The organism is Streptomyces sp. NPDC033270 (assembly GCF_055576575.1).
Map to the genome: position 1 here is coordinate 2,061 of NZ_JBVIRA010000025.1, position 18,393 is coordinate 20,453.

At 74.2% G+C, this 18,393-nt stretch carries 11 protein-coding genes; 4 read left to right on the forward strand and 7 right to left on the reverse strand.

Features of this window, described 5'->3' with window-relative positions:
- Nucleotides 1-137 precede the first annotated feature (137 nt).
- Entirely contained in the window at nt 138-2,483 is a 2,346-nt protein-coding gene (locus tag ACZ5XZ_RS29485) for a bifunctional glycosyltransferase/CDP-glycerol:glycerophosphate glycerophosphotransferase (RefSeq protein ID WP_468983337.1), read from the reverse strand.
- A gap of 204 nt (nt 2,484-2,687) precedes the next feature.
- On the opposite strand from ACZ5XZ_RS29485, the gene ACZ5XZ_RS29490 reads away from it, so the two are divergent.
- Nucleotides 2,688-4,919, forward strand: coding sequence for a PIG-L family deacetylase (locus ACZ5XZ_RS29490; RefSeq protein WP_468983340.1), 2,232 nt, complete (start codon nt 2,688-2,690; stop codon nt 4,917-4,919).
- Here the strand turns inward: ACZ5XZ_RS29490 and ACZ5XZ_RS29495 are convergent.
- The 3 genes from ACZ5XZ_RS29495 to ACZ5XZ_RS29505 are packed head-to-tail and all read right to left on the reverse strand — an operon-like array spanning nt 4,916 to nt 8,909.
- A complete protein-coding gene (locus tag ACZ5XZ_RS29495; protein WP_468983342.1) occupies nt 4,916-5,323 on the reverse strand; it encodes a GtrA family protein in 408 nt (135 codons plus the stop codon). The two genes, ACZ5XZ_RS29490 and ACZ5XZ_RS29495, sit on opposite strands and share 4 nt — an antisense overlap.
- Nucleotides 5,323-6,294, reverse strand: coding sequence for a glycosyltransferase family 2 protein (locus ACZ5XZ_RS29500; protein WP_468983343.1), 972 nt, complete (start codon nt 6,292-6,294; stop codon nt 5,323-5,325). The genes ACZ5XZ_RS29495 and ACZ5XZ_RS29500 overlap by 1 nt, the downstream gene beginning before the upstream one ends.
- A complete protein-coding gene (locus ACZ5XZ_RS29505; protein ID WP_468983345.1) occupies nt 6,291-8,909 on the reverse strand; it encodes a YfhO family protein in 2,619 nt (872 codons plus the stop codon). The genes ACZ5XZ_RS29500 and ACZ5XZ_RS29505 overlap by 4 nt, the downstream gene beginning before the upstream one ends.
- Before the next feature lie 189 nt (nt 8,910-9,098).
- Here ACZ5XZ_RS29505 and ACZ5XZ_RS29510 point away from each other — a divergent pair, with 189 nt between their 5' ends.
- From ACZ5XZ_RS29510 to ACZ5XZ_RS29520, 3 genes are read left to right on the forward strand one after another with little or no spacing between them, the layout of a single operon-like run.
- Nucleotides 9,099-10,703: a glycosyltransferase family 2 protein gene (locus ACZ5XZ_RS29510; RefSeq protein ID WP_468983346.1), complete on the forward strand. Its 1,605-nt coding sequence runs from the start codon at nt 9,099-9,101 to the stop codon at nt 10,701-10,703.
- Between the two features lie 23 nt (nt 10,704-10,726).
- Nucleotides 10,727-10,999, forward strand: coding sequence for a DUF1876 domain-containing protein (locus tag ACZ5XZ_RS29515; protein ID WP_468983348.1), 273 nt, complete (start codon nt 10,727-10,729; stop codon nt 10,997-10,999).
- A gap of 55 nt (nt 11,000-11,054) precedes the next feature.
- Entirely contained in the window at nt 11,055-11,720 is a 666-nt protein-coding gene (locus tag ACZ5XZ_RS29520; protein ID WP_468983543.1) for a class I SAM-dependent DNA methyltransferase, read from the forward strand.
- A 26-nt stretch (nt 11,721-11,746) separates the two neighbouring features.
- Here the strand turns inward: ACZ5XZ_RS29520 and galE are convergent, their stop codons facing one another.
- From galE to ACZ5XZ_RS29535, 3 genes are all read right to left on the reverse strand, one after another.
- Nucleotides 11,747-12,724, reverse strand: a complete 978-nt coding sequence (gene galE, locus ACZ5XZ_RS29525) for a UDP-glucose 4-epimerase GalE (protein WP_468983350.1) — start codon at nt 12,722-12,724, stop codon at nt 11,747-11,749.
- A gap of 44 nt (nt 12,725-12,768) precedes the next feature.
- Nucleotides 12,769-14,418 (reverse strand): glycosyltransferase family 2 protein, encoded by a 1,650-nt coding sequence (locus ACZ5XZ_RS29530; RefSeq protein ID WP_468983353.1) that lies wholly within the window; start codon nt 14,416-14,418, stop codon nt 12,769-12,771.
- Between the two features lie 296 nt (nt 14,419-14,714).
- Nucleotides 14,715-18,365: a bifunctional glycosyltransferase/CDP-glycerol:glycerophosphate glycerophosphotransferase gene (locus ACZ5XZ_RS29535; RefSeq protein ID WP_468983356.1), complete on the reverse strand. Its 3,651-nt coding sequence runs from the start codon at nt 18,363-18,365 to the stop codon at nt 14,715-14,717.
- Nucleotides 18,366-18,393: the final 28 nt, after the last annotated feature.

The window sequence follows — 18,393 nt, forward strand, 5'->3', positions numbered from 1 at the left end:
GGCGGGGGTTCCCGGGGCCGTGGCGAAAAGACACCCGCCAGCGCACCGCCACCCCCGGCCGGAATTCCGGCCGGGGGCGGCGGTGCGTGTGGTGCGTGCCTCTGGGCGTGTGTCGCTGTGGGCGTGCGGGACCGGTGTCAGCCGGCCATCTCGACGTCCGGGCCGCCCGGGGCCGTCACGTCGTCGTCCGCCGCGGCCCGCGGGGACGGGAGCTTGACCAGTCCGGCTGCCGCGGCCGCGGCGCGCGGGGACGGGGCGACGGTGCGCTCGTCCTGCGGCAGGGGCTCGGGGAGCGTCTCCTGGCCGAGGAAGACCCGGCGCACCACCCGCTCGGCGGCGTTGCCGTCGTCCCACTGGCAGAACCGCGCGCGGAACGCGGCGCGCCGCTCGGTGGCCCGCTCGTCGTCCCAGCGGCCGCTGCGGAAGGCCTCGATCAGCTCGTCCTCGGTGGTGGCGAGCACGCCGGGGGTGTCGCCCGGCTTGCCGGAGAGCAGGTCGAAGGTGACACCGCGGGAGCGGACGTAGGTGTCCCAGTCGTCGGCGTAGTTGATGATCGGCCGGTCGAGGTTGGCGTAGTCGAACATGATCGACGAGTAGTCGGTGACCAGGGCGTCCGCGGCCAGGCACAGCTCCTCGACGACCGGGTGGCCGGAGACGTCGATCAGCGCGCCGCGCTCCTGCAGCTCCTGCAGGCCCGGGTCCTGGTCGTAGAAGTAGTGGGTGCGCACCAGCAGGACGAAGTCCTCGCCCAGCTCGCGGGAGATCTTCTCCAGGTCGAGCCGGGGGACGTAGCCGACCTGGTAGTCGCGCATGGTCGGCGCGTAGAGGACGGCCGTCTTGCCGGGGGCGATGCCCAGGCGCTCGCGGATGTCCAGGACGTCCTGCGCGGTGGCGCGGTAGTAGACGTCGTTGCGGGGGTAACCGGCGTCCACCGACTCGAAGTTGCAGGGGTAGACGCGCTCCCACTGCTCGGTGGTGTGCTGGTTGGAGGAGACCGAGTAGTCCCAGCGGTCGGCGCGGGCCAGCAGCTTGCGGAAGCTCATGCCCTTGGCGGCGGCCGGGTAGCGCTTCTGGTCGACGCCCATCGACTTCAGCGGGGTGCCGTGGTGGGTCTGCAGGTGGACCTGGCCCTCGCGCTTGACCACGCCGTCGGCGAAGTTGACGTTGTTGACGAGGTACTTGGCGCGGGCCATCACCTCCCAGTAGCGCGGCGAGTTCAGCACCACGTGGTCGACGCCCGCGGGGACCTGGTCGGCCAGGTGCTGCTTGACGACCCAGACGCCGTGGACGTCGGGGGCCAGCTCCTTGGCCTTCTCGTAGATCGCCAGCGGGTTGCAGGACGGCAGCCGGTTCCAGTACGCGGAGTAGACCGCGAGGTTGTCGTCCAGGGGCTGGCGCAGCAGGGCCTGGTAGCGCAGGTCCATGGCCTTCTTCTTGGCCTGCTTGACCTTCTTGTTGGCGTGCTTGCGCACCGTGCGCTGCACCTTGCCGGCGACCTTGAGGCCGGCCAGCGCGGGGTAGGCGTCCTTGGCGAGCAGCGCGTACTTGCCGCCGGTGATGCCGGTGGGGCGGACGAAACCGGCCGGGATCCGCATGCGGTAGTCGCGGGCGGCGCGGTGGAAGAACTCGGCCTGGGCGTTGTGCGGCAGCCGGCCGGGCTTGTCCAGCACGGTCAGGTAGTGGTCGATCATCTTGCGGAACATGTGCGGGCGCCAGCGCGACAGCTCGGGGTGCGCGTCGAGGTAGGCGAAGACCCGCGCGTACTGGTCGAAGACGTCGAAGTGCTTGCGGCTGGTGGTGCGCAGGATGTTGCCGCCCTGGCGGCGCTGGCGGTAGTGCAGGCAGACCCGGTCCAGGACGGCGATGCGCTCGGCGGTGATCAGCGTGCAGAACGTCCAGGGGGCGTCCTCGTAGTAGCCCACCGGGAACGCGAAGCCGTGCTCCTCGACGAAGTCGTGGCGGTAGGCCTTGTTCCAGACGATCTGCAGCAGTTCGAGGATCTCGGGGCGCTCGGCGAGCGAGAAGGCCGGCGCGCCGGACTCGTCGAGCAGCTCGGCGAGGGCGTTGCGCCGGGCGGAGCCGTCCCAGTAGGTCCGCGCGTAGTCGAAGATCAGGATCTCGGGGTCGTCGGTGGCGTCCAGCCGCTGGGCGAGCGCGCTGAGCGCGCCGGGCACGAGGGTGTCGTCACTGTCGAGGAAGAGGATGTAGTCGCCGCGGACCTTCTCCAGGCCGGCGTTGCGGGCCAGGCCCAGGCCGACGTTCTCCGGCAGGTGCAGGACCTGGACGCGGTCGTCGCGGGCGGCGTATTCGTCCAGGATGGCGCCGCTGCGATCGGGCGAGCAGTCGTCGACGGCGATCAGCTCGAAGTCCGTGTGGTCCTGCGTCAGCACCGAGTCCATGCACTCGCGCAGGAATCCCTGCACCTTGAACACGGGGACGATGATGCTGAAGCGGGGTACGGCGTCGAGGTCTGTCTCGGACATGCGGTGCTTACTCCTCGTGGCGAGCTGAGTACAGAACGCAAAAAAGCCCCAAAGGGGTCTCTTGCATTGTCAGCCTTCTGACTCGCGTTAACCCAAAAAGGTTGTTGTTCGTAACCTGAAAGTTCTGTGGTGCTCATCACAGAAGTGGTCAAGTAGTGAACTTTCGGGCGAGCGGGATCGCCGGCGCGACCGAATACTGAGGGAGTGTCACCCGCGCCCCCGCCCCGCGTCTCCCGCCGCCGGCTGCTCCAGGCCGCCGGCGGCGGGGTGTTCGCCGCGGCCGCGGGCACGGCCATCCGGTCCTGGCGCCTGACGGAGCGCCACCCGGCCGGGCCGACCGGCCCCGGACGGCTGTTGGTGGACCCCGCGGACCAGTCCTTCGTCCAGGTCATCGCGCACGCCGACGACGGCCTGTTCTTCATGAACCCCGACCTGGAGCAGTCCCTGCGCTGCGGGGCACGCTCGGTGACGGTCTGTCTGACGGGCGGCGAGGCCGACGGACGCAACGTCAGCCCGGGCGCCCTCCACCCCGGCAGCGTTCCCGAGGACCGGGCCGCCTTCGCCCGGGCCCGGACCAACGGGCTGCGCGCCGCGCACGCCGCGATGGCCACCGGCAACCCCGCCGCGCCCTGGGACGTCGCCGCGGTGTCGCTGCTGCCCGGCTTCCAGGTGGAGGTCCACACGCTGCAGGGCGCCCCGCACCACCGGCTGGTCTTCCTCCAACTGGTCGAGGCCCGGGCGGTCTGGCAGGCCCGCACGACGAGCCTGCGCGGCCTGTGGCTGGGCGCCGCCGGCACCCTGCCCACGCTGCGGCCCGCCGGCACCCCCGTGGAGCGGCAGTTCCACTACACCCGCGACCAGGTCGTCCAGACCCTGGTCGCGGTGCTCGACCGGGTCCGGCCCACCGTCGTACGGACGCTGGACCCGAACGCGGCGCACTCCCGCAAGCGCCCGCCGGCCACCGAGGACCGCGACCCCCGGCTGGCCGGCCTGCGCTACCACGACCACCAGGACCACACCGCCTCCGCCTACTTCGCGCAGGCCGCCCTGGCCGCCTACCGGGGCGGCGCGCCGCACCGCCCGGCCATCGTGGAGAACTACCTCGGCTACGAGGCCGGCGTGCTGCCGGGCGACGTCGACGCCGCCACCGCCCGCCGCAAGGCCCGGGTGCTGTCCGTGTACGGCTGGGCCGACCGCCGCCGCTGCGGCGACCCGGCCGGCTGCGGCGACCGCAAGGTGGGCGGCTCGGCGCTCAGGGGCACCGCCCGCGACTGGACCCGCTCCACCCGGCTGCGCGCCCCCGGCTCCAACGCCTGGCTCCACGCCGCCCACGACGGCCGGCTGGCCGCCTTCGCGGTCCTGGGCGGCGCGGCGTACCGCTGGGCCGAGACCCGGCCGGGCAGCGGCCGCTTCGGCGCGCCGCTGCCGGCCGGCGGGGAGCTGCTGCAGGGGCAGATCCACGCGGTGCGCCGGCCCGACGGCGCGCTGGTGCTGTTCGCCTCCCGTACCGTGCTGCCGGGCCGGCACACCGCGCACCGCCGTGAGCTGGTGACCGCGGTGCAGCACGGCACCGCGGCGGACGGCGGGCCGGCCTTCGGGCCCTGGGAGCCACTGGGCTCCCCGGACCCCGACCCGGTCCGGTCGCTGGAGATCGGCTTCCCGGCGGCGGTGGCCACCCCCGACGGCGCGGTGCACGTCTTCGTCCGGACCTGGGACGGCAACATCGCCCACCGCGCCGCCCCGCCCCGAGGGCCCTACTCGCCCTGGCAGCGGCTGGAGGGCCCGGTCAGCACGCTGCAGGCGTCCCCGGGGATCGTCGACGACATCGACGCCTGTGTGGACTCCGACGGGCTGATCCATCTGGTCGCCCCGAGCGCCCGGACCGTGCAGCACTGGGTGTCGAAGCGGGCCGGGCTGACCCCCCGGCCCGCCGCGGCCACCGGGCTGCCGCGGCCGGCCGGCCCGGTCAGCGCCGTGCCGCTGGCCGGCGGCGTGGTCCGTCTCGCCTACCGCCGCGCGGACACCGCGCGGGTGCTGATCGCCGAACGGCAGCGGACGGCCGGCACCTGGCGGGTGTCGGCGCAGTGCGAGGCGGTCGGCGGCTACGGGCGGGTGGCGGCGGCGCGGGTCGGCGGCGGCGACCGGATGGTGCTCGCGGCCCGCGACGACGACGGCGAGGTGCGGATGGCGATGGCCCAGGACGCGCCCAGGCCCTGGCAGCGCGGCCGGGCGGCGCACTCGGCGGCCGCCGGGGTCGCCCAGGACGCCGCCGGGCGCGCGGTGGTCGTCGTCCTGGGCAACGACGGCCGGCTGCACTCGACCCGGCAGACCGCCGCCGGGCAGAGCGCGCCGTTCGGGCGCTGGCGGGCTCAGGACCAGGGCCTGTCCGATGGGGCAGGGCGCGGACCCGGCCCTGCCCCATCGGACACCCCCTAGGGGCCCGCCCGAGCCGCCGGGCGCAGCAGGATGCGCCGGGAGAGCAGGTAGGTGAAGGGCAGCGCACAGCCGGCCGCCGCCAGCGGCGCCACCGTCGTGCTCACCCCCAGCCAGCTCACCAGCGCCACCAGCCCCGCGCTCTGCACCCCGTAGTTGGTGGCCTGGGTCAGCGGGAAGAGCAGGAACTTCCGCCACGTCGGGCGGGTGCGGTAGGTGAAGCGGGCGTTGAGGAAGAACGAGCAGACCATGCTCAGCGCGAAGCTCGCGGTGTAGGCGGCGAAGTACGGCAGCAGGCGGTGCAGCACCAGGTAGCAGGCGTAGAACGTCGCCGTGTTGACCCCGCCGACGGCGACGAAGCGCACCATCTGGCCCCAGCGGACGGGGGCCCGCTCCGCGGCGGGCATCAGCCGGTCTGCGAGCCGGCGGCGGCGCCGGCCGGCTCGGGGGCCGCGGCAGGGCTGTTGCTCTCCTTGACCAGGAAGTGCGGCCGCCGCTTGGCCTCGTAGTAGATCCGCCCGATGTACTCGCCGATCAGCCCCAGCATCACCATCTGCAGCCCGCCCAGCCCCACGATGATCGCCACCAGCGTCACATAGCCCGGGGCGGTGACCCCGCCGGCGACGGCCGCGCCGACGATCCACAGGGTGTAGAGCGCGGCGAGCGAGGCCAGGCCCAGCCCGGCGTAGATGGCCGCCCGCAGCGGGCGGCAGTTGAAGGACAGCATGCCGTCGATGCCGTAGTTGACCAGCGACCCCAGGCGCCACTTCGTCTCGCCGGCCTCCCGGGCGGCGTTGCGGTAGTCGAAGGTGACGGTGTCGAAGCCGATCCAGGAGAACAGGCCCTTGGAGAAGCGGTTGTTCTCCGGCAGCGACAGCAGCGCGTCCACGGCCTTGCGGGACAGCAGCCGGAAGTCGCCCACGCCGTCGGCGAGTTCGACCTCGACCCAGTTGTTGACGGCACGGTAGTACAGCCGGCTGAGCGCGGTCCGCAGCCGCCGGTCGCCGTCCCGGCTGCGCCTGGCGACGACCTGGTCGTGGCCGAGCTGGTAGAGGTCGAGCATCTTCTCGACGAGCGGCGGCGGATGCTGCAGATCCGCGTCCATGATGATCACCGCGTCGCCGGTGGCCGCCCGCAGGCCGGCCAGTATCGCGGGCTCCTTGCCGAAGTTGCGGCTGAAGGAGAGGTAGCGGGTGGTGCCGCGGTGCTGCTGCGCGAGACCGCGGAGCCGGGCCAGGGTGCCGTCGGCGCTGCCGTCGTCGACGTAGACCAGCTCGTAGGGGACGGCGAGGCGCTCCAGGACCGCGCGGATCGCGGCGTCGAAGCGGCCGAGCACGGCCTCCTCGTTGTAGCAGGGGACGACGACGGACAGCCTCATCGGCCAACCTCCTCGGTGGAGTGAAGCCGTGGGCGGCTCCGTAGACGCCCCCCGAGCGCGACCATGACCAGCGCCAGCGCGGCCGCACCGCTCGCCGCCAGCCCCACGGTCAGGCCCGGCGGTTGATACGCACACGTCAGCCGCCGGGCCCCGGAGCCCAGCGGGACGGCCAGCAGCCCGCCGAACGAGGACGGGGCCCCCGACGGCCCGCCGTCCACCGAGCAGCCCCACCCCGCGACGGCCGGCACCGCCAGCACCGCATGCCCCTTGCTGCCCCGGGGCAGCCGGGCCGTCACAGCGTGCCCGCCGGCCGTCAGCTCGCGCGGCCCGCGCAGCGCACGCACCGCCGCGGCGAGCCGGGCGCGCGACAGGCACCCCAGGGCGTGCTCGGGCACCAGCTGGCGGCCGCTGCCGGTGAAGCGCACCACGACCGTGCCGTCGGCGGGCACCCGACCCAGCGTCCGCACCGGATTGGCGGTGCTGTCCCGGACACCGATGCCCTTGGTGTGCCCGCCCAGCCCGCTGACCCGCCCGGAGAACCACGGCGCGGACCACACGACGGTGCTGCCCGGGGCGCACCGCGCACGGAAGGCGGTGCCCGCGCCGCCGCCGCGGCCCGTCCCGCGCCCCGCCGCCTCCGGCAGCAGCCAGCCGCCGCGGGCGGGCACCGGCGCCGGGCCCGCGGCGGGCGCGAGGTCCGGCACCTCGTAGACCCGGGCGCCCAGCATCCGCTCCTGGCGGGCGAAGACGGTCCGCTCGCCGGTGAGCGGACCCGGCAGCCGGTCGCGGACGGTCAGCAGTGGCGCCGGGGGTTGCGCGCGGTGCGCCACGAACGGCCGGCGGCGGTCCGGTCCGGGCGACAGATAGCTGCCCACACCCATGATCGCCTGCCCCACCGGGTCCTCGAAGCTGAGCGTATGACGGCCCCTCATGTACCAGCCCGCGCCCAGGCCGCGCAGCGCGCGGGCGGTGGCCGCGGGCACATAGCTGCTGTAGTACGAGCCGCCCTCGCCGCCGATCAGCAGCGGATCGTTGTTGGCGAACTCGTGCGGGCCGGGGTCGGTGCGGGTGCGCGGCCAGTCGCCACGCGCGGTCAGCACGTCCCGGGCCGCCAGCGACGCCCCCTCCAGCGTGGTCTTGGGCCGGAACCACGCGATCTTGTCCCGTACCGCCGTCACCGAGAAGGCCGTGTACGCCGAGGTGAGCAGGACGGCGGCGGTCAGCGCGGCGGTGACGGCCCGGCGCGCACGGGGCCCGCGCAGCGCCGCGAGCGCGCCCAGCCCCACCAGGACCGCCGCGCCCCCGCCCGCCACCAGGATCCACGTCGCGGTGCCGACCGCCCCCTGGTCGCGGCTCAGCCACGCCAGCAGCGCGACCAGCGCCCCGCCCGCGGCCAGTTCGCCGGTCCGCGGGCGGTGCGCGAGCGCGAGCCAGGAGATCATCACCAGGATCCCGCTGAGCACGAAGGCGGCCCGGTAGGGACTGCCGTTGGGCAGCGCGAAGCCGTGCCACAGCAGGATCGCCGGCTCCCAGACGAACGAGGCGCCCACGCCCGCCGCCAGGACGTACCAGCCGATCCGCACCCGCGGCGGCACCCCGCGCACGAACGGGAACGCCGCGACCAGCACCAGCCCCGCCACCCCGATGGAGACATTGGGCGCCGGCGCCCCGCCGTGACCGCCGGGCAGCAGCTGCGCCAGCTGGACCAGCGGCGCCGGCCGGTCGCGGTAGAGGACCTCGGGCGCCGGCTGGGCGGCCCGGCTGGCCGGCAGTGTGACGGTCAGCACCGGCGCCGCGAGCAGGATGCCGCACGCCGCCATGGACACGGCCCGGGCCAGCGCGGCCAGCCGGTCCGCCGCGGCCATCCCCGGCGCCGTCAGCAGCCGCAGCCCGAGCACCGACGCCATCGCCAGGGTCGCCATCGCCGCCGTGTAGAAGTTGCCCGACCAGGCCAGCGCGACCAGCGCGGTGCCGGCCACCCAGCGGGTGCGGCGCAGGCACCACTCCGCCGCGATCCCGGTCATCGGCAGCGCGACCAGCCCCCACATCCACATCGGGTCGGCGAAACCGTCGTTCAGCACCCAGGCGCACAGCCCGTACCCCACCGACACCAGCGCCCGCAGCGCTCCGGGGCCCGGGTGCAGCCGCCCCAGGAAGACGGTCATCAAGGCGGCGGCCAGGCCGATGCTGAACAGGGTGACCAGGAAGACCGGCAGGTCGGTCAGCTCGCGGGGGAACAGCCCGACCAGCCAGGAGAACGGGTTCATCAGGTACGTGAAGAAGTCCGGAAGGAACGGAACGCCGTAGCCGCTGCTCCAGTTGAAGAACACGTCCCCGGTGGTGTGGCCGTGCAGCAGGTCCCACAGCCGGGCGTGGAACGGCACGAACTGGTTCCCCAGGTCGTTGACGGCCCTGGAGCGCGGCCCGAACGGATAGCTGCCGTAGAGGGCCAGCGCCAGGCAGTACGCCCCCATGGACAGCGCCGCCGCGAGCCCCGGGGCGGCCAGCCGGCGCAGGGGCCCGCGCACGGCTGTGGGGTGTTCCGTCGGGGGAAGGGGCCGGGTGACCTCCTGGGGCCGGAGGGCCTCTTGTGGGGTGGCGGGCGTCGGAGCCACCGGCACTCCTCCACACTCGGCGAACGTTCACTCAACGTTATATGTCTTAATAGTCCGTTTCGCTCTGCTGGGACGCGGGGCTTTCGGGGGATTGCCCCCACAAGCGAGGCGGCACGGGACCACACGGTGCGGTCCCCGGCCGGGGCGGGCCCGGCCGACCGCGACGACACCGACGAACGGAAGGGCACCATGCCGGTATCCGACGACACCACCGCCGCGGCCACCGCCCCGCCGCCCACCGTCTCCGTGGTCATACCCGTGCACAACACCCGCCCCTACCTCGACCGCAGCCTCGGCTCGGTCTTCGCCCAGACCCTCGACCCGCGCCGCATCCAGGTGATCGCGGTCGACGACGGCTCCACCGACGGCAGCGCGCAGTACCTGGCCGAACGCGCCCGCCACCACCCCAACCTGACGGTCCTCCACCAGCCGGCCTCGGGCGGCGCCGGCCGACCCCGCAACGTCGGCCTCGCCCACGCCACCGGCGACTACCTCTTCTTCCTCGACTCCGACGACCGCCTCGGCACCGAGGCACTGGCCCGGCTCACCCGCATGGCCCAGACCCACGGCTCGGACATCGTCTACGGCCGGATCGTCGGCGCCGACGGCCGGGCCGCCCCCGTCGACCTCACCACCACCGCCGCCGCCGTCACCCCCTTCGACTCCCCGGTCTACTGGACCCTGGCCGCCTACAAACTCTTCCGCCGCTCCTTCGTCGAACGCCACCGGCTGCGCTTCACCGAAGGCCGCCTCCTGGCCGAGGACCTCCCCTTCGGGATCACCGCCCTGCTGCGCGCCGAGACCGTCTCCGTCGTCGCCGACTACGACTGCTACTACCTGCACGGCCGGCCCGACGACAGCAACGCCAGCCGCCAGGACACCGACTGGTGCGACTACCTCCACTACATCGGCGGCGTCCTCGCCGGCGTCGCGGCCGAAGTCCCGCCCGGAGCACACCGCGACACCCTGATGGTCCGTCACTTCCACGGCGAGATCCTCATGCCCTTCGCCGCCCCCTACCTCGCGCGCGACGCCGCCGGCCGCCGCGCCATGGCCGCCGCCGCCCGCCCCCTGGTCGACCGCTACCTCACCGACCGGGTCCTGACCGCCCTGCCACCCGGCCTCCGCCTGCGCGCCCACTGCCTGCGCCACGCACTGCACGACGAACTGACCGCCGTCGTCCGCGCCGACACCGGCACCCGGCCCCCACCGCCGCACATCGACACCGACGGCCGCGTCTTCGCCCCCTACCCCTACTTCCGCGACCCCGCCCGGGCCCTGCCCGAGGCCTGCTACGACCTCACCGACCGCATGGTGCTGCGCCAGCGGCTGACCGGCTGGCGATGGAGCGGCGGCGCGGTCCATCTGCGCGGCACCGCCGCCCTGCCCCACCTCGGCGGCAGCGCCGTCGAGGTCCTGCTGCACGGCAGCGCCGGCGACTACCGCGTCCCGGCCCGCTACGAAGGCGAGCACTGGCGGGCCGCGGTCGACCCGGCGACCGCGGCCGACGGCCGTCCGCTGCCCGACGGCACCTGGGGACTCAAGGTCGCCGTCACCGCCCACGGCAGCGGCACCACCACCGGACCCGCCCTGCGACGCGAGGCCTGGCTCGTACCGGAAACACCGCCCGGCCCCCCGAACGGCCCGGACGCCGCCGGCCTCACCCCGCGGACCGTCGCCCGCGGCCCGGCCGGCCCCGCCGTCGCCACCCTCTTTCGCTCCCGGCCGCACGGCCATCTCCATCTCCACCTGGGCACACCGTGCGCCGGTCCGCCAGTGGGCGCACTCTGGTAACAGCGGTTTCGGAGGTGATCGCGATGTTGCAGACCGCTGTCGGATGGCATGTAGAGCTGGAATTCGAGGAGGACACCCACCGCACCCGCGCCGCCGCGCTCGTACGGCTCCCCGACGGGAGCGAGGTCCGCGCGCACGGGTACGCCAGCCGCCACCCCGCCGACGCCAACCAGCCGAGGGTCGGCGAAGAGGTCGCGGGAGCCAGAGCGCTCAACGAACTGGCGATGAAGCTGCTGACCAAGGCACACGACGAGATCGACGAGGCGTCGGGCCGGACCTCGCACCCACTGGCCTGACCACCGGATCACGGCACCTTGCCCCGCACCCCGCGGAGTAGGGTGCCCGGTCATGATCGACGAACCGGAGTTCCTGACCGACACCCGCGCCTTCTACGACACCATCGCCACCGACTACGCCGACCACTTCCGCGGGGCCATGGCCACCAGGCACTGGGACCAGGCCGTGCTCACCGCGTTCGCCGACACCGTACGGGCCGAGGAGGCCGGGCCCGTCGCCGACCTCGGCTGCGGCCCCGGATGGGTCACGGCACAGCTCGACGCCCTGGGGCTGCCCGCCTTCGGCGTCGACCTGTCCCCGCAGATGGTGGCCCTCGCCCGGCGGGAGCACCCCGGCGTCCGCTTCGACGTGGGGTCGATGCTCGACCTGGACCTGCCGGACGGCTCCCTCGGCGGCATCGTCGCCTGGTACTCGATCATCCACACACCCCTGGAGCGGCTCCCGGAACTCTTCGCCGCCTTCCACCGGATGCTCGCCCCGCGCGGCCACCTGCTCCTCGCCTTCCAGGCCGGCGACGAGCCGCTGCACCTGGCGCAGCCCTTCGGCCACCCCGTATCGCTCGACTTCCGCCGGCGGCAGCCCGACGAGATAGCCGCACTGCTGGCGCGGGCCGGGCTGGACGTACGAGCCCGGCTGCTGCGCGAGCCGGAGGAGACGCTGGGGGAGTCGACCCCGCAGGCCTACCTCACCGCCCGCAAACCCGCCGCCGACGCCGGCTGACCGCGCCCGACGGCGGGCCGCTCACGTCAGGCCCCGGGGTGGTGGTGGAGCCACCCCGCCCACGCCGAAGTGATCATGTCGCGGACGTCGTGGTGCGCCTTCCAGCCCAGCTCCGCGGCGATCCGGTCCGCCGCCGCCACCACCCGGGCCGGGTCGCCGGCGCGGCGCGGGGTCACCTCGGGGACGACGCCCTCACAGCCGGTGATCTTGGTGATCAGGCCGATCATCTCGCGTACGGAGACGCCCTCGCCCCGGCCGATGTTCAGCGTCAGATCACGCACCGGGCCCGGCTCGGCGAGCTTGCGGGCGGCCGCCACATGGGCGTCGGCGAGGTCGGCGACATGGATGTAGTCGCGGACGCAGGTGCCGTCGGGAGTGTCGTAGTCGTCGCCGAAGACCCGCGGGGCCGCGCCCTCGGTGAGCTTCTCGAAGACCATCGGCACGATGTTGAACACGCCGGTGTCGGCGAGCTCGGGGGTGGCCGCGCCGGCGACGTTGAAGTAGCGCAGACAGGCCGTGCTGATGCCGTGCGCCCGGCCCGCCGCACGGGCCATCCACTCGCCGACCAGCTTGGTCTCGCCGTAGGGGTTGATCGGCGCGCAGGGCGTGTCCTCGGTGACCAGGTCGACGTCCGGCATGCCGTAGACGGCCGCGGAGGAGGAGAACACGAAACGGCCGACGCCGCCCGACGCCATCGCCTCCAGCAGCGTCTGCAGGCCGTGCACGTTCTCCCGGTAGTACAGCAGCGGCATCTCCACGGACTCGCCGACCTGCTTCTTGGCGGCCAGATGCACCACGTCGGTGACACCGTGCCCGGCGATCGTCTCGTCGAGCAGGGAACGGTTCAGGGTCGAGCCGACGACCAGCGGGACGCCCTCGGGCACCCGGGCGGCCACGCCCGTCGTCAGGTCGTCCAGCACCACGACCTGCTCCCCCGCCTGCCGCAGGGCCCGTACGACATGGGAGCCGATATAGCCGGCACCACCCGTGATCAAGTAAGACATAGCGCCAATCCTAGGCTCGGGGTCGGACAAACAGCGGGCGGCGGTCAGCGGCGCAGGCGGCGGGCGGCGATCCGCCAGACGCTGCGCAGCCCCGACGCGACCCGCAGCGACAGCGCGCCGCCGGTCGTCGCATACGGCTGCACCAGCAGCACGGCATGCCGCCGGCTGGGCAGGACACGGCGCCGCAGCCCCGGACCGGTGGCCCGCAGGGCGGCCCGGAAACCGGCGCCGTCGGCACAGCTGACCTGCGCCATCAGATCCCACGGCTCCGGGTCGGCGTGGCCGGCGCCACGCTCGACGAGCGCCTCTATGTCCAAGACGACCTCGGCCGACCAGCAGGCCTCCGCGCCGCCGCCGGCCGCCGTGGGAGTCAGGGCCGCGGTGTGGACCGGGCCGCGGCGGTCGTCGCGCCGACGCCGCAGCTCGACGTCGATGCTCTCCGGCCCCGCCGCCGCCAGCCGCCCGTACAGATCATGGACGCGCAGCCGCAGCACACCGCGGCCGGCGACCACCGGTTCCGCGTCCACCGTCACCGGCAGCCGGTTCAGCGGCTTGGTGCCGATCGCCTCCAGCTCGATCCCCGGAAGGTCCGCCGACCACACCGCCCGCCCCTCGGCCTCCGCGTACGGCGGCAGCAGCCGACCGGGCCGGGCCGCCAGCTGCGTGAGCCGGTCCAGGTCACGCGGCACGGGGGAGGCCAGCACCACCCGGGCCAGCCAGCGGGCCGGGGCCCGGGCCGCACGCAGCTCCGCCTCGTCGAAGCCCGCCAGGTACTCACGGGTCAGCCGCCACCACTCGGCGCGGTAGTCGGCGCCGCGGGTGTGCAGCTCGCGGACGTACATCCGCAGATCGTGATCGAGGAACTTGGTGGCGGCGGCCTGCGCCAGCGCCTTGTGCCCGGCGTCCAGGAAGATCCGCACACTGGCGCGGTGCGCCTCGATCCGCGCCTGCCAGTTGGCGACGTCCTTGCGGTCCAGGGAGATCGACTGCTTGGCGGCCGAGCGGCGCACATGCCAGATGTAGACACTGTCGGGGATGGTCGCGACACGCGGCGCGGCGGCCAGCACCCGGGCGGTGAAGACGAAGTCCTCATAGGTGAAACGGCCCTCGGGGAAGGCGATGCCGTGTTCGTCGAGGAACGCCCGGTCGTAGAGCTTGTTGACGCAGAGGGTGTCGCGGACCAGCTGGGGACTGGACGCGGCGGACTCGTGCACCGCCGCCTCGCGGTAGAGCGCCGGCAGCCAGGGGATGTCGCGCCGCGCCGGCAGCTCACGGCGCACACAGGCCCCGGCCGCCACCGGGGCGTCGTGCTCCAGCGCGGCGGCCAGCAGCGCCCGCGCCGCGCCCGGCGGCAGCACGTCGTCGCTGTCCAGGAACATCACGAACCGCCCGGTGGCGGCGCGCAGACCGTCGTTGCGGGGGGTGCCGCAGCCGCCGCTGTTCTCGCTGCGGTGGACGACCCGCAGCCGCGGCTCGGTGCGGGCGAGGGCGTCCAGGGCGGCGCCGGTGCCGTCGGTGGAGGCGTCGTTCACCGCGATCACCTCGGTGACCGTCTCCCCGGGGGTCTCCTGCGCGAGCGCGGAGCGCACCGCATCGCACACATGGACGGCATCGTTGAAGGCGATGACGACGATGCTGACCTGCGCGGAAGGCGTGATGGTGGGCCCCGGCAGCGGCTCTAGGGCTTCTTTCACAGTCACTAAATCTACATTTCGTGTCGACAGCATCACTTGGCGCGAGCGGGGTCCGATCCCATATCCGATGGGTCAGAGGGGGAATCCCGCCGTGCGGTTGCACCCGTCGCCTCGGTTTTCCGCCTCATTGCCATCCCATGACCGGACGGAGTCGGGAGCCGGGTGCGCGCACGCCCGCAAGGGAACCCGCACATGCTGTAACGACGCGAGCGCCCTGCGATGCCGATCCGCCCGCCCTCACCTTGCCGCGCACCGACCCGCCCACCGCTCCCTCGCGCCACCACCCCCTGGGAGCCTCACCGCTCCATCAGGTCCGCGACCCGGCCGGCCGCCCCGCCGTCGTCCCGGTGGCAGAACGTCTCCCGGAAGTCCGCGTAGGCGTCCGAGCCGGCCGCCGCGATCGCCTCCAAGTCGCCCAGCGCGTCGATCAGTTCACCGGTCGACGTCAGCAGCGGGCCCGGCACCCGGGCCTCGAAGTCCAGCGTGAAACCGCGCAACGCATCACGGTAGTGCGGCAGATCGGGGGTGAGGAAGAGCATCGGGCGGCCCGTGTTGGCGAAGTCCGCGGCCAGCGAGGAGTAGTCGGTGACCAGGACGTCCGCGGCCAGCAGCAGCTCGGTGGCGTCGGGGTAGCAGGAGACGTCCACGGCGAACGGCGCATGATGGGCCGGCAGCCGGTCGGCGACCAGCGGATGCCCGCGCACCAGCAGCACATGGCTGTCCGCCAGCTCCCGCCGCGCCAGCTCCAGATCCAGCGGCAGATGCAGCCGGTGATGACCCGCGTCGTACGCCAGATCGTCCCGCTGCGTCGGCGCGTACAGCACCACCGTCCGGTCCGGCGCGATCCCCAGCCGCTCCCGCACCGCGGCCGCCCGCAGCTCACGGTCCGCGGCGAACAGCGCGTCCGTACGCGGCAGACCGGTCTCCAGCAGCCGCCCCGAGTAGCCCAGCGCCGAACGCAGCACCGGCGTGCTGTGCGCGTTCGGCGACAGCAGCACACTCCACTGCCGGCTCACCCGCGGCCGCGGCGCCAGATGCGCCAGCCCCGCGCACAGCGTGCCCGCCAGATCGGCGCCGATCCGCTTCAGCGGAGTACCGTGCCAGGTCTGGATGATGCGCTGTCCGCCGCGCCGGGTGAACCAGCGCGGCAGATGGGTGTTGGTGACCACCCAGCGGCTGTGCGCCAGCGCCCCGTGCCACTCGGCGCTGCCCACCACCACCGCCCGCGCCGTCTTCGGCACCGCGGCCTGCCCATCGCGCACCGCCCACAGATGCTCCACCTCCACACCCCGGCGCACCAGCTCCTCGTGCACCGCGCGCGGCGAATCCCCGTACGCGCGGCCCCCGAAGCTGCTGTAGAGGACGGTGTCCCGCAACGGGCGGGAGCGGTGCAGCGCATAGTGCTGCTCGCGCAGCACCCGGCGCCGGTAGGGGCCGCGGTCGGTGACCGGCAGCGCCGGCCCCGCGAGCACCAGCGCCTCGTCGTGCCGATGCCGGTCCAAGGTCAGCGGCTTGCCGCCGACCGCGCAGCCGGCCGGCAGCCCCTCCCAGACGGCCGGCGCGATCCGCACCGGCGCGTCCAACGCCGACCCGGGCGCCCCCCGCTCCCGCAGATGCAGACTCCAGCTGCCCTCCCGCAGCGGCACCGGCCCGGCGAACGAGGGCAGCGCCCCCAGCGGCAGCGTGCCATGGAACCGGCCCTCGTCGTGCGTGGTGGCGAAGGCCAGCTCGGCGGCGTGCGCGGCGTGCTTGAGGACCAGTTCGGTGGCGTGCGGCGCGGCGTCCGGCAGCCCGCCCGCCACCAGCAGCGTGCCGTCGGGGCGCCACAGCACCCGGTCCAGATACGGCTGCGGAGTCCGGTCGTGCAGGACGAGGTCCCCCGCCGCGGTGGCCGCCACCACCAGCTCACGGCCGTGCGGAAGCGGATACGCCACCGGCTCCAGCCCCACCTCGCAGGCGATCGCCTCGGTGCCGCCGCCGGGCAGCACCAGCTCCGGCGACCAGCTCTCGGTGTGCACCGGGGCGATCGCCGAGGGCACGCCGTCGCGAGGGGGCCGCGCCGCGGCGAGCGCGTCCAGGCGGATCCGGACGGTCAGCTGCCCGACGCCGTCCGGGGCCGCGGCGCCCGCCCCCTCCCCGGGGGCCGCGGCCACCCGCGCCGTCTCCACCGGCAACGACACCACCGTCCCCGTCCCCTGATGCGTCAGCCGCAGCGCCGCCGGCGCCGGCCCGGGAGCCGTCACCGTCACCTCCAGCGCCCCGGCCGCCGCCCGGTGCCCGGCCAGCCGCCGGGTACGGCGCGCCACCGACAGCCGCAGCCGCCCCTGCGCGTACCACGGTGTGATCCGCACCCGCCCCGCCGCGCCCTCCTCGGCCACGTCGAAGGCCCCCGGCGCGGCACCCGAACCCGTCTCCGCCGCACCCAGCGCCGCCGCCCGCACCACGCCCGCCGAGGTGAGCAGCACCCCGACCCGCCACTCGCCCTCCTCCCACCGCCCGCCCCGGCGCAGCCGCGCCGGATCGAGCCGCACCTCGAAGCCCGACCAGTCGTAGCAGTGCTGCTCCTGACCGGACTCGGCGGTCGCCTCCGGCATCGCCAGCGCCCGCAGCGGCAGCAGGATCCGCCGCCGGCCGCACGACAGCACCGCCGTCCGCAGATAGCTGTGCCGGTGCGCGGCGGCCAGATTGCGGATATAGGCGTAGCCGCGCAGGCACAGCACCCCCTCGCGCCACACCGCCTCGACGACCTTCGCCCGCACCGGGAAGTCGGCGCGCTCCAGCCGCGTCACACCGGGCGGCAGCTCCAGCGCCACGGCCCCTGCCGCGCCGCTGCGCAAGCCGCCCGGCGCCGCGCCGCTCAGCGGCAGCACCGCCCGCTTGCGCAGCGGCGGACCGGCCACCGTGAACCCCGCCGGGTTGCGCGCCTCGTGCGCCAGCAGCGCCAGCAGATCCGCCATCCGCCCCGCGCGGATCAGATACCAGCGCATCCGCAGCTCCACCGGCAGCGCGGGGAACAACCGCGGATCGGCACCCGCCAGGAAGCCCCGGGCACAGTCCAAGAACGCCGTCCGGGTCTCCGGCGCCGCGGCCGGCAGCGCCTCGATGAGATCGAGCAGCCCGTCGGTCAGCTGCGCGCGGTCGTAGTCGCGCTGATAGGCGTTCAGATGGGTACGCGCCGGGTCGGCCAGGAAGCGGCGGACCGCGGCCACCGCCGCGAACCGCTCCCGCACACCCGCCGCATCGAGCCCCCGGTGCCGGTCCGGCCCCTCCGGCAGCCGCCAGTAGCACACGTGCTCGTGCAGTACGTCGACCGCCCTGGCGAGGAAGTGCGCCGGCAGCGTCACCACCGCGTCATGACACAACTCCCCTTCGGGGAAAGCCAGTTCGTGCCGCTCCCAGAAAGCGCGCCGGAAGACCTTGTTGCGCGCGAAGCAGTCCGACAGCAGCGACAGGTCCTCGGAGATATGGGTGCGCAGCGCCGTCCCGTAGGTCTCCGGGTGGTGCGCGGACTGGCTGCGGCCGGCCGCGCCGAGCCGGTAGACGTTCCCCGTCGCCAGGTCCGAACCGGACTTGTCCAGCAGGCCCACCAGATCCTCGTAGGCGCGCGGCAGCAGCACATCGTCGGCGTCGAGGAACGCCAGGTAGTCGGTGTGCGGATAGCCGTGCCGGGCACCGGTGTTGCGCACCGCGCCGCACCCGCCCGCCGCCTCGCCCCCCGGGTGGTGGACGATACGGAACCGCGGATCCCGCTCGGCGAACCGGCGGGCGACCGCGGCGGGCGTGCCCTCCGCGGCGCCGGCCGCCCCCTGCGCGGGAGCGCCGTCCACCATCACCACATCCAGTTCGGTCAGCGTCTGAGCCGCCACCGAATCCAGGCACTCCTCCACATTCCGCTCGGACCCCTCCAGGCGATGCACGGGGACGACGACGGTGAGCCGAGGCTTCATACGCGGACCAAGCCTTTCCGGACTGGCG

Bases quoted from the DNA above. Each gene is read 5' to 3' on its own strand.
- ACZ5XZ_RS29485 (WP_468983337.1), bottom strand. From the start codon at position 2,483: ATGTCCGAGACAGACCTCGACGCCGTACCCCGCTTCAGCATCATCGTC.
- ACZ5XZ_RS29495 (WP_468983342.1), bottom strand. From the start codon at position 5,323: ATGCCCGCCGCGGAGCGGGCCCCCGTCCGCTGGGGCCAGATGGTGCGC.
- ACZ5XZ_RS29500 (WP_468983343.1), bottom strand. From the start codon at position 6,294: ATGAGGCTGTCCGTCGTCGTCCCCTGCTACAACGAGGAGGCCGTGCTC.
- ACZ5XZ_RS29510 (WP_468983346.1), top strand. From the start codon at position 9,099: ATGCCGGTATCCGACGACACCACCGCCGCGGCCACCGCCCCGCCGCCC.
- ACZ5XZ_RS29515 (WP_468983348.1), top strand. From the start codon at position 10,727: ATGTTGCAGACCGCTGTCGGATGGCATGTAGAGCTGGAATTCGAGGAG.
- galE (WP_468983350.1), bottom strand. From the start codon at position 12,724: ATGTCTTACTTGATCACGGGTGGTGCCGGCTATATCGGCTCCCATGTC.
- ACZ5XZ_RS29535 (WP_468983356.1), bottom strand. From the start codon at position 18,365: ATGAAGCCTCGGCTCACCGTCGTCGTCCCCGTGCATCGCCTGGAGGGG.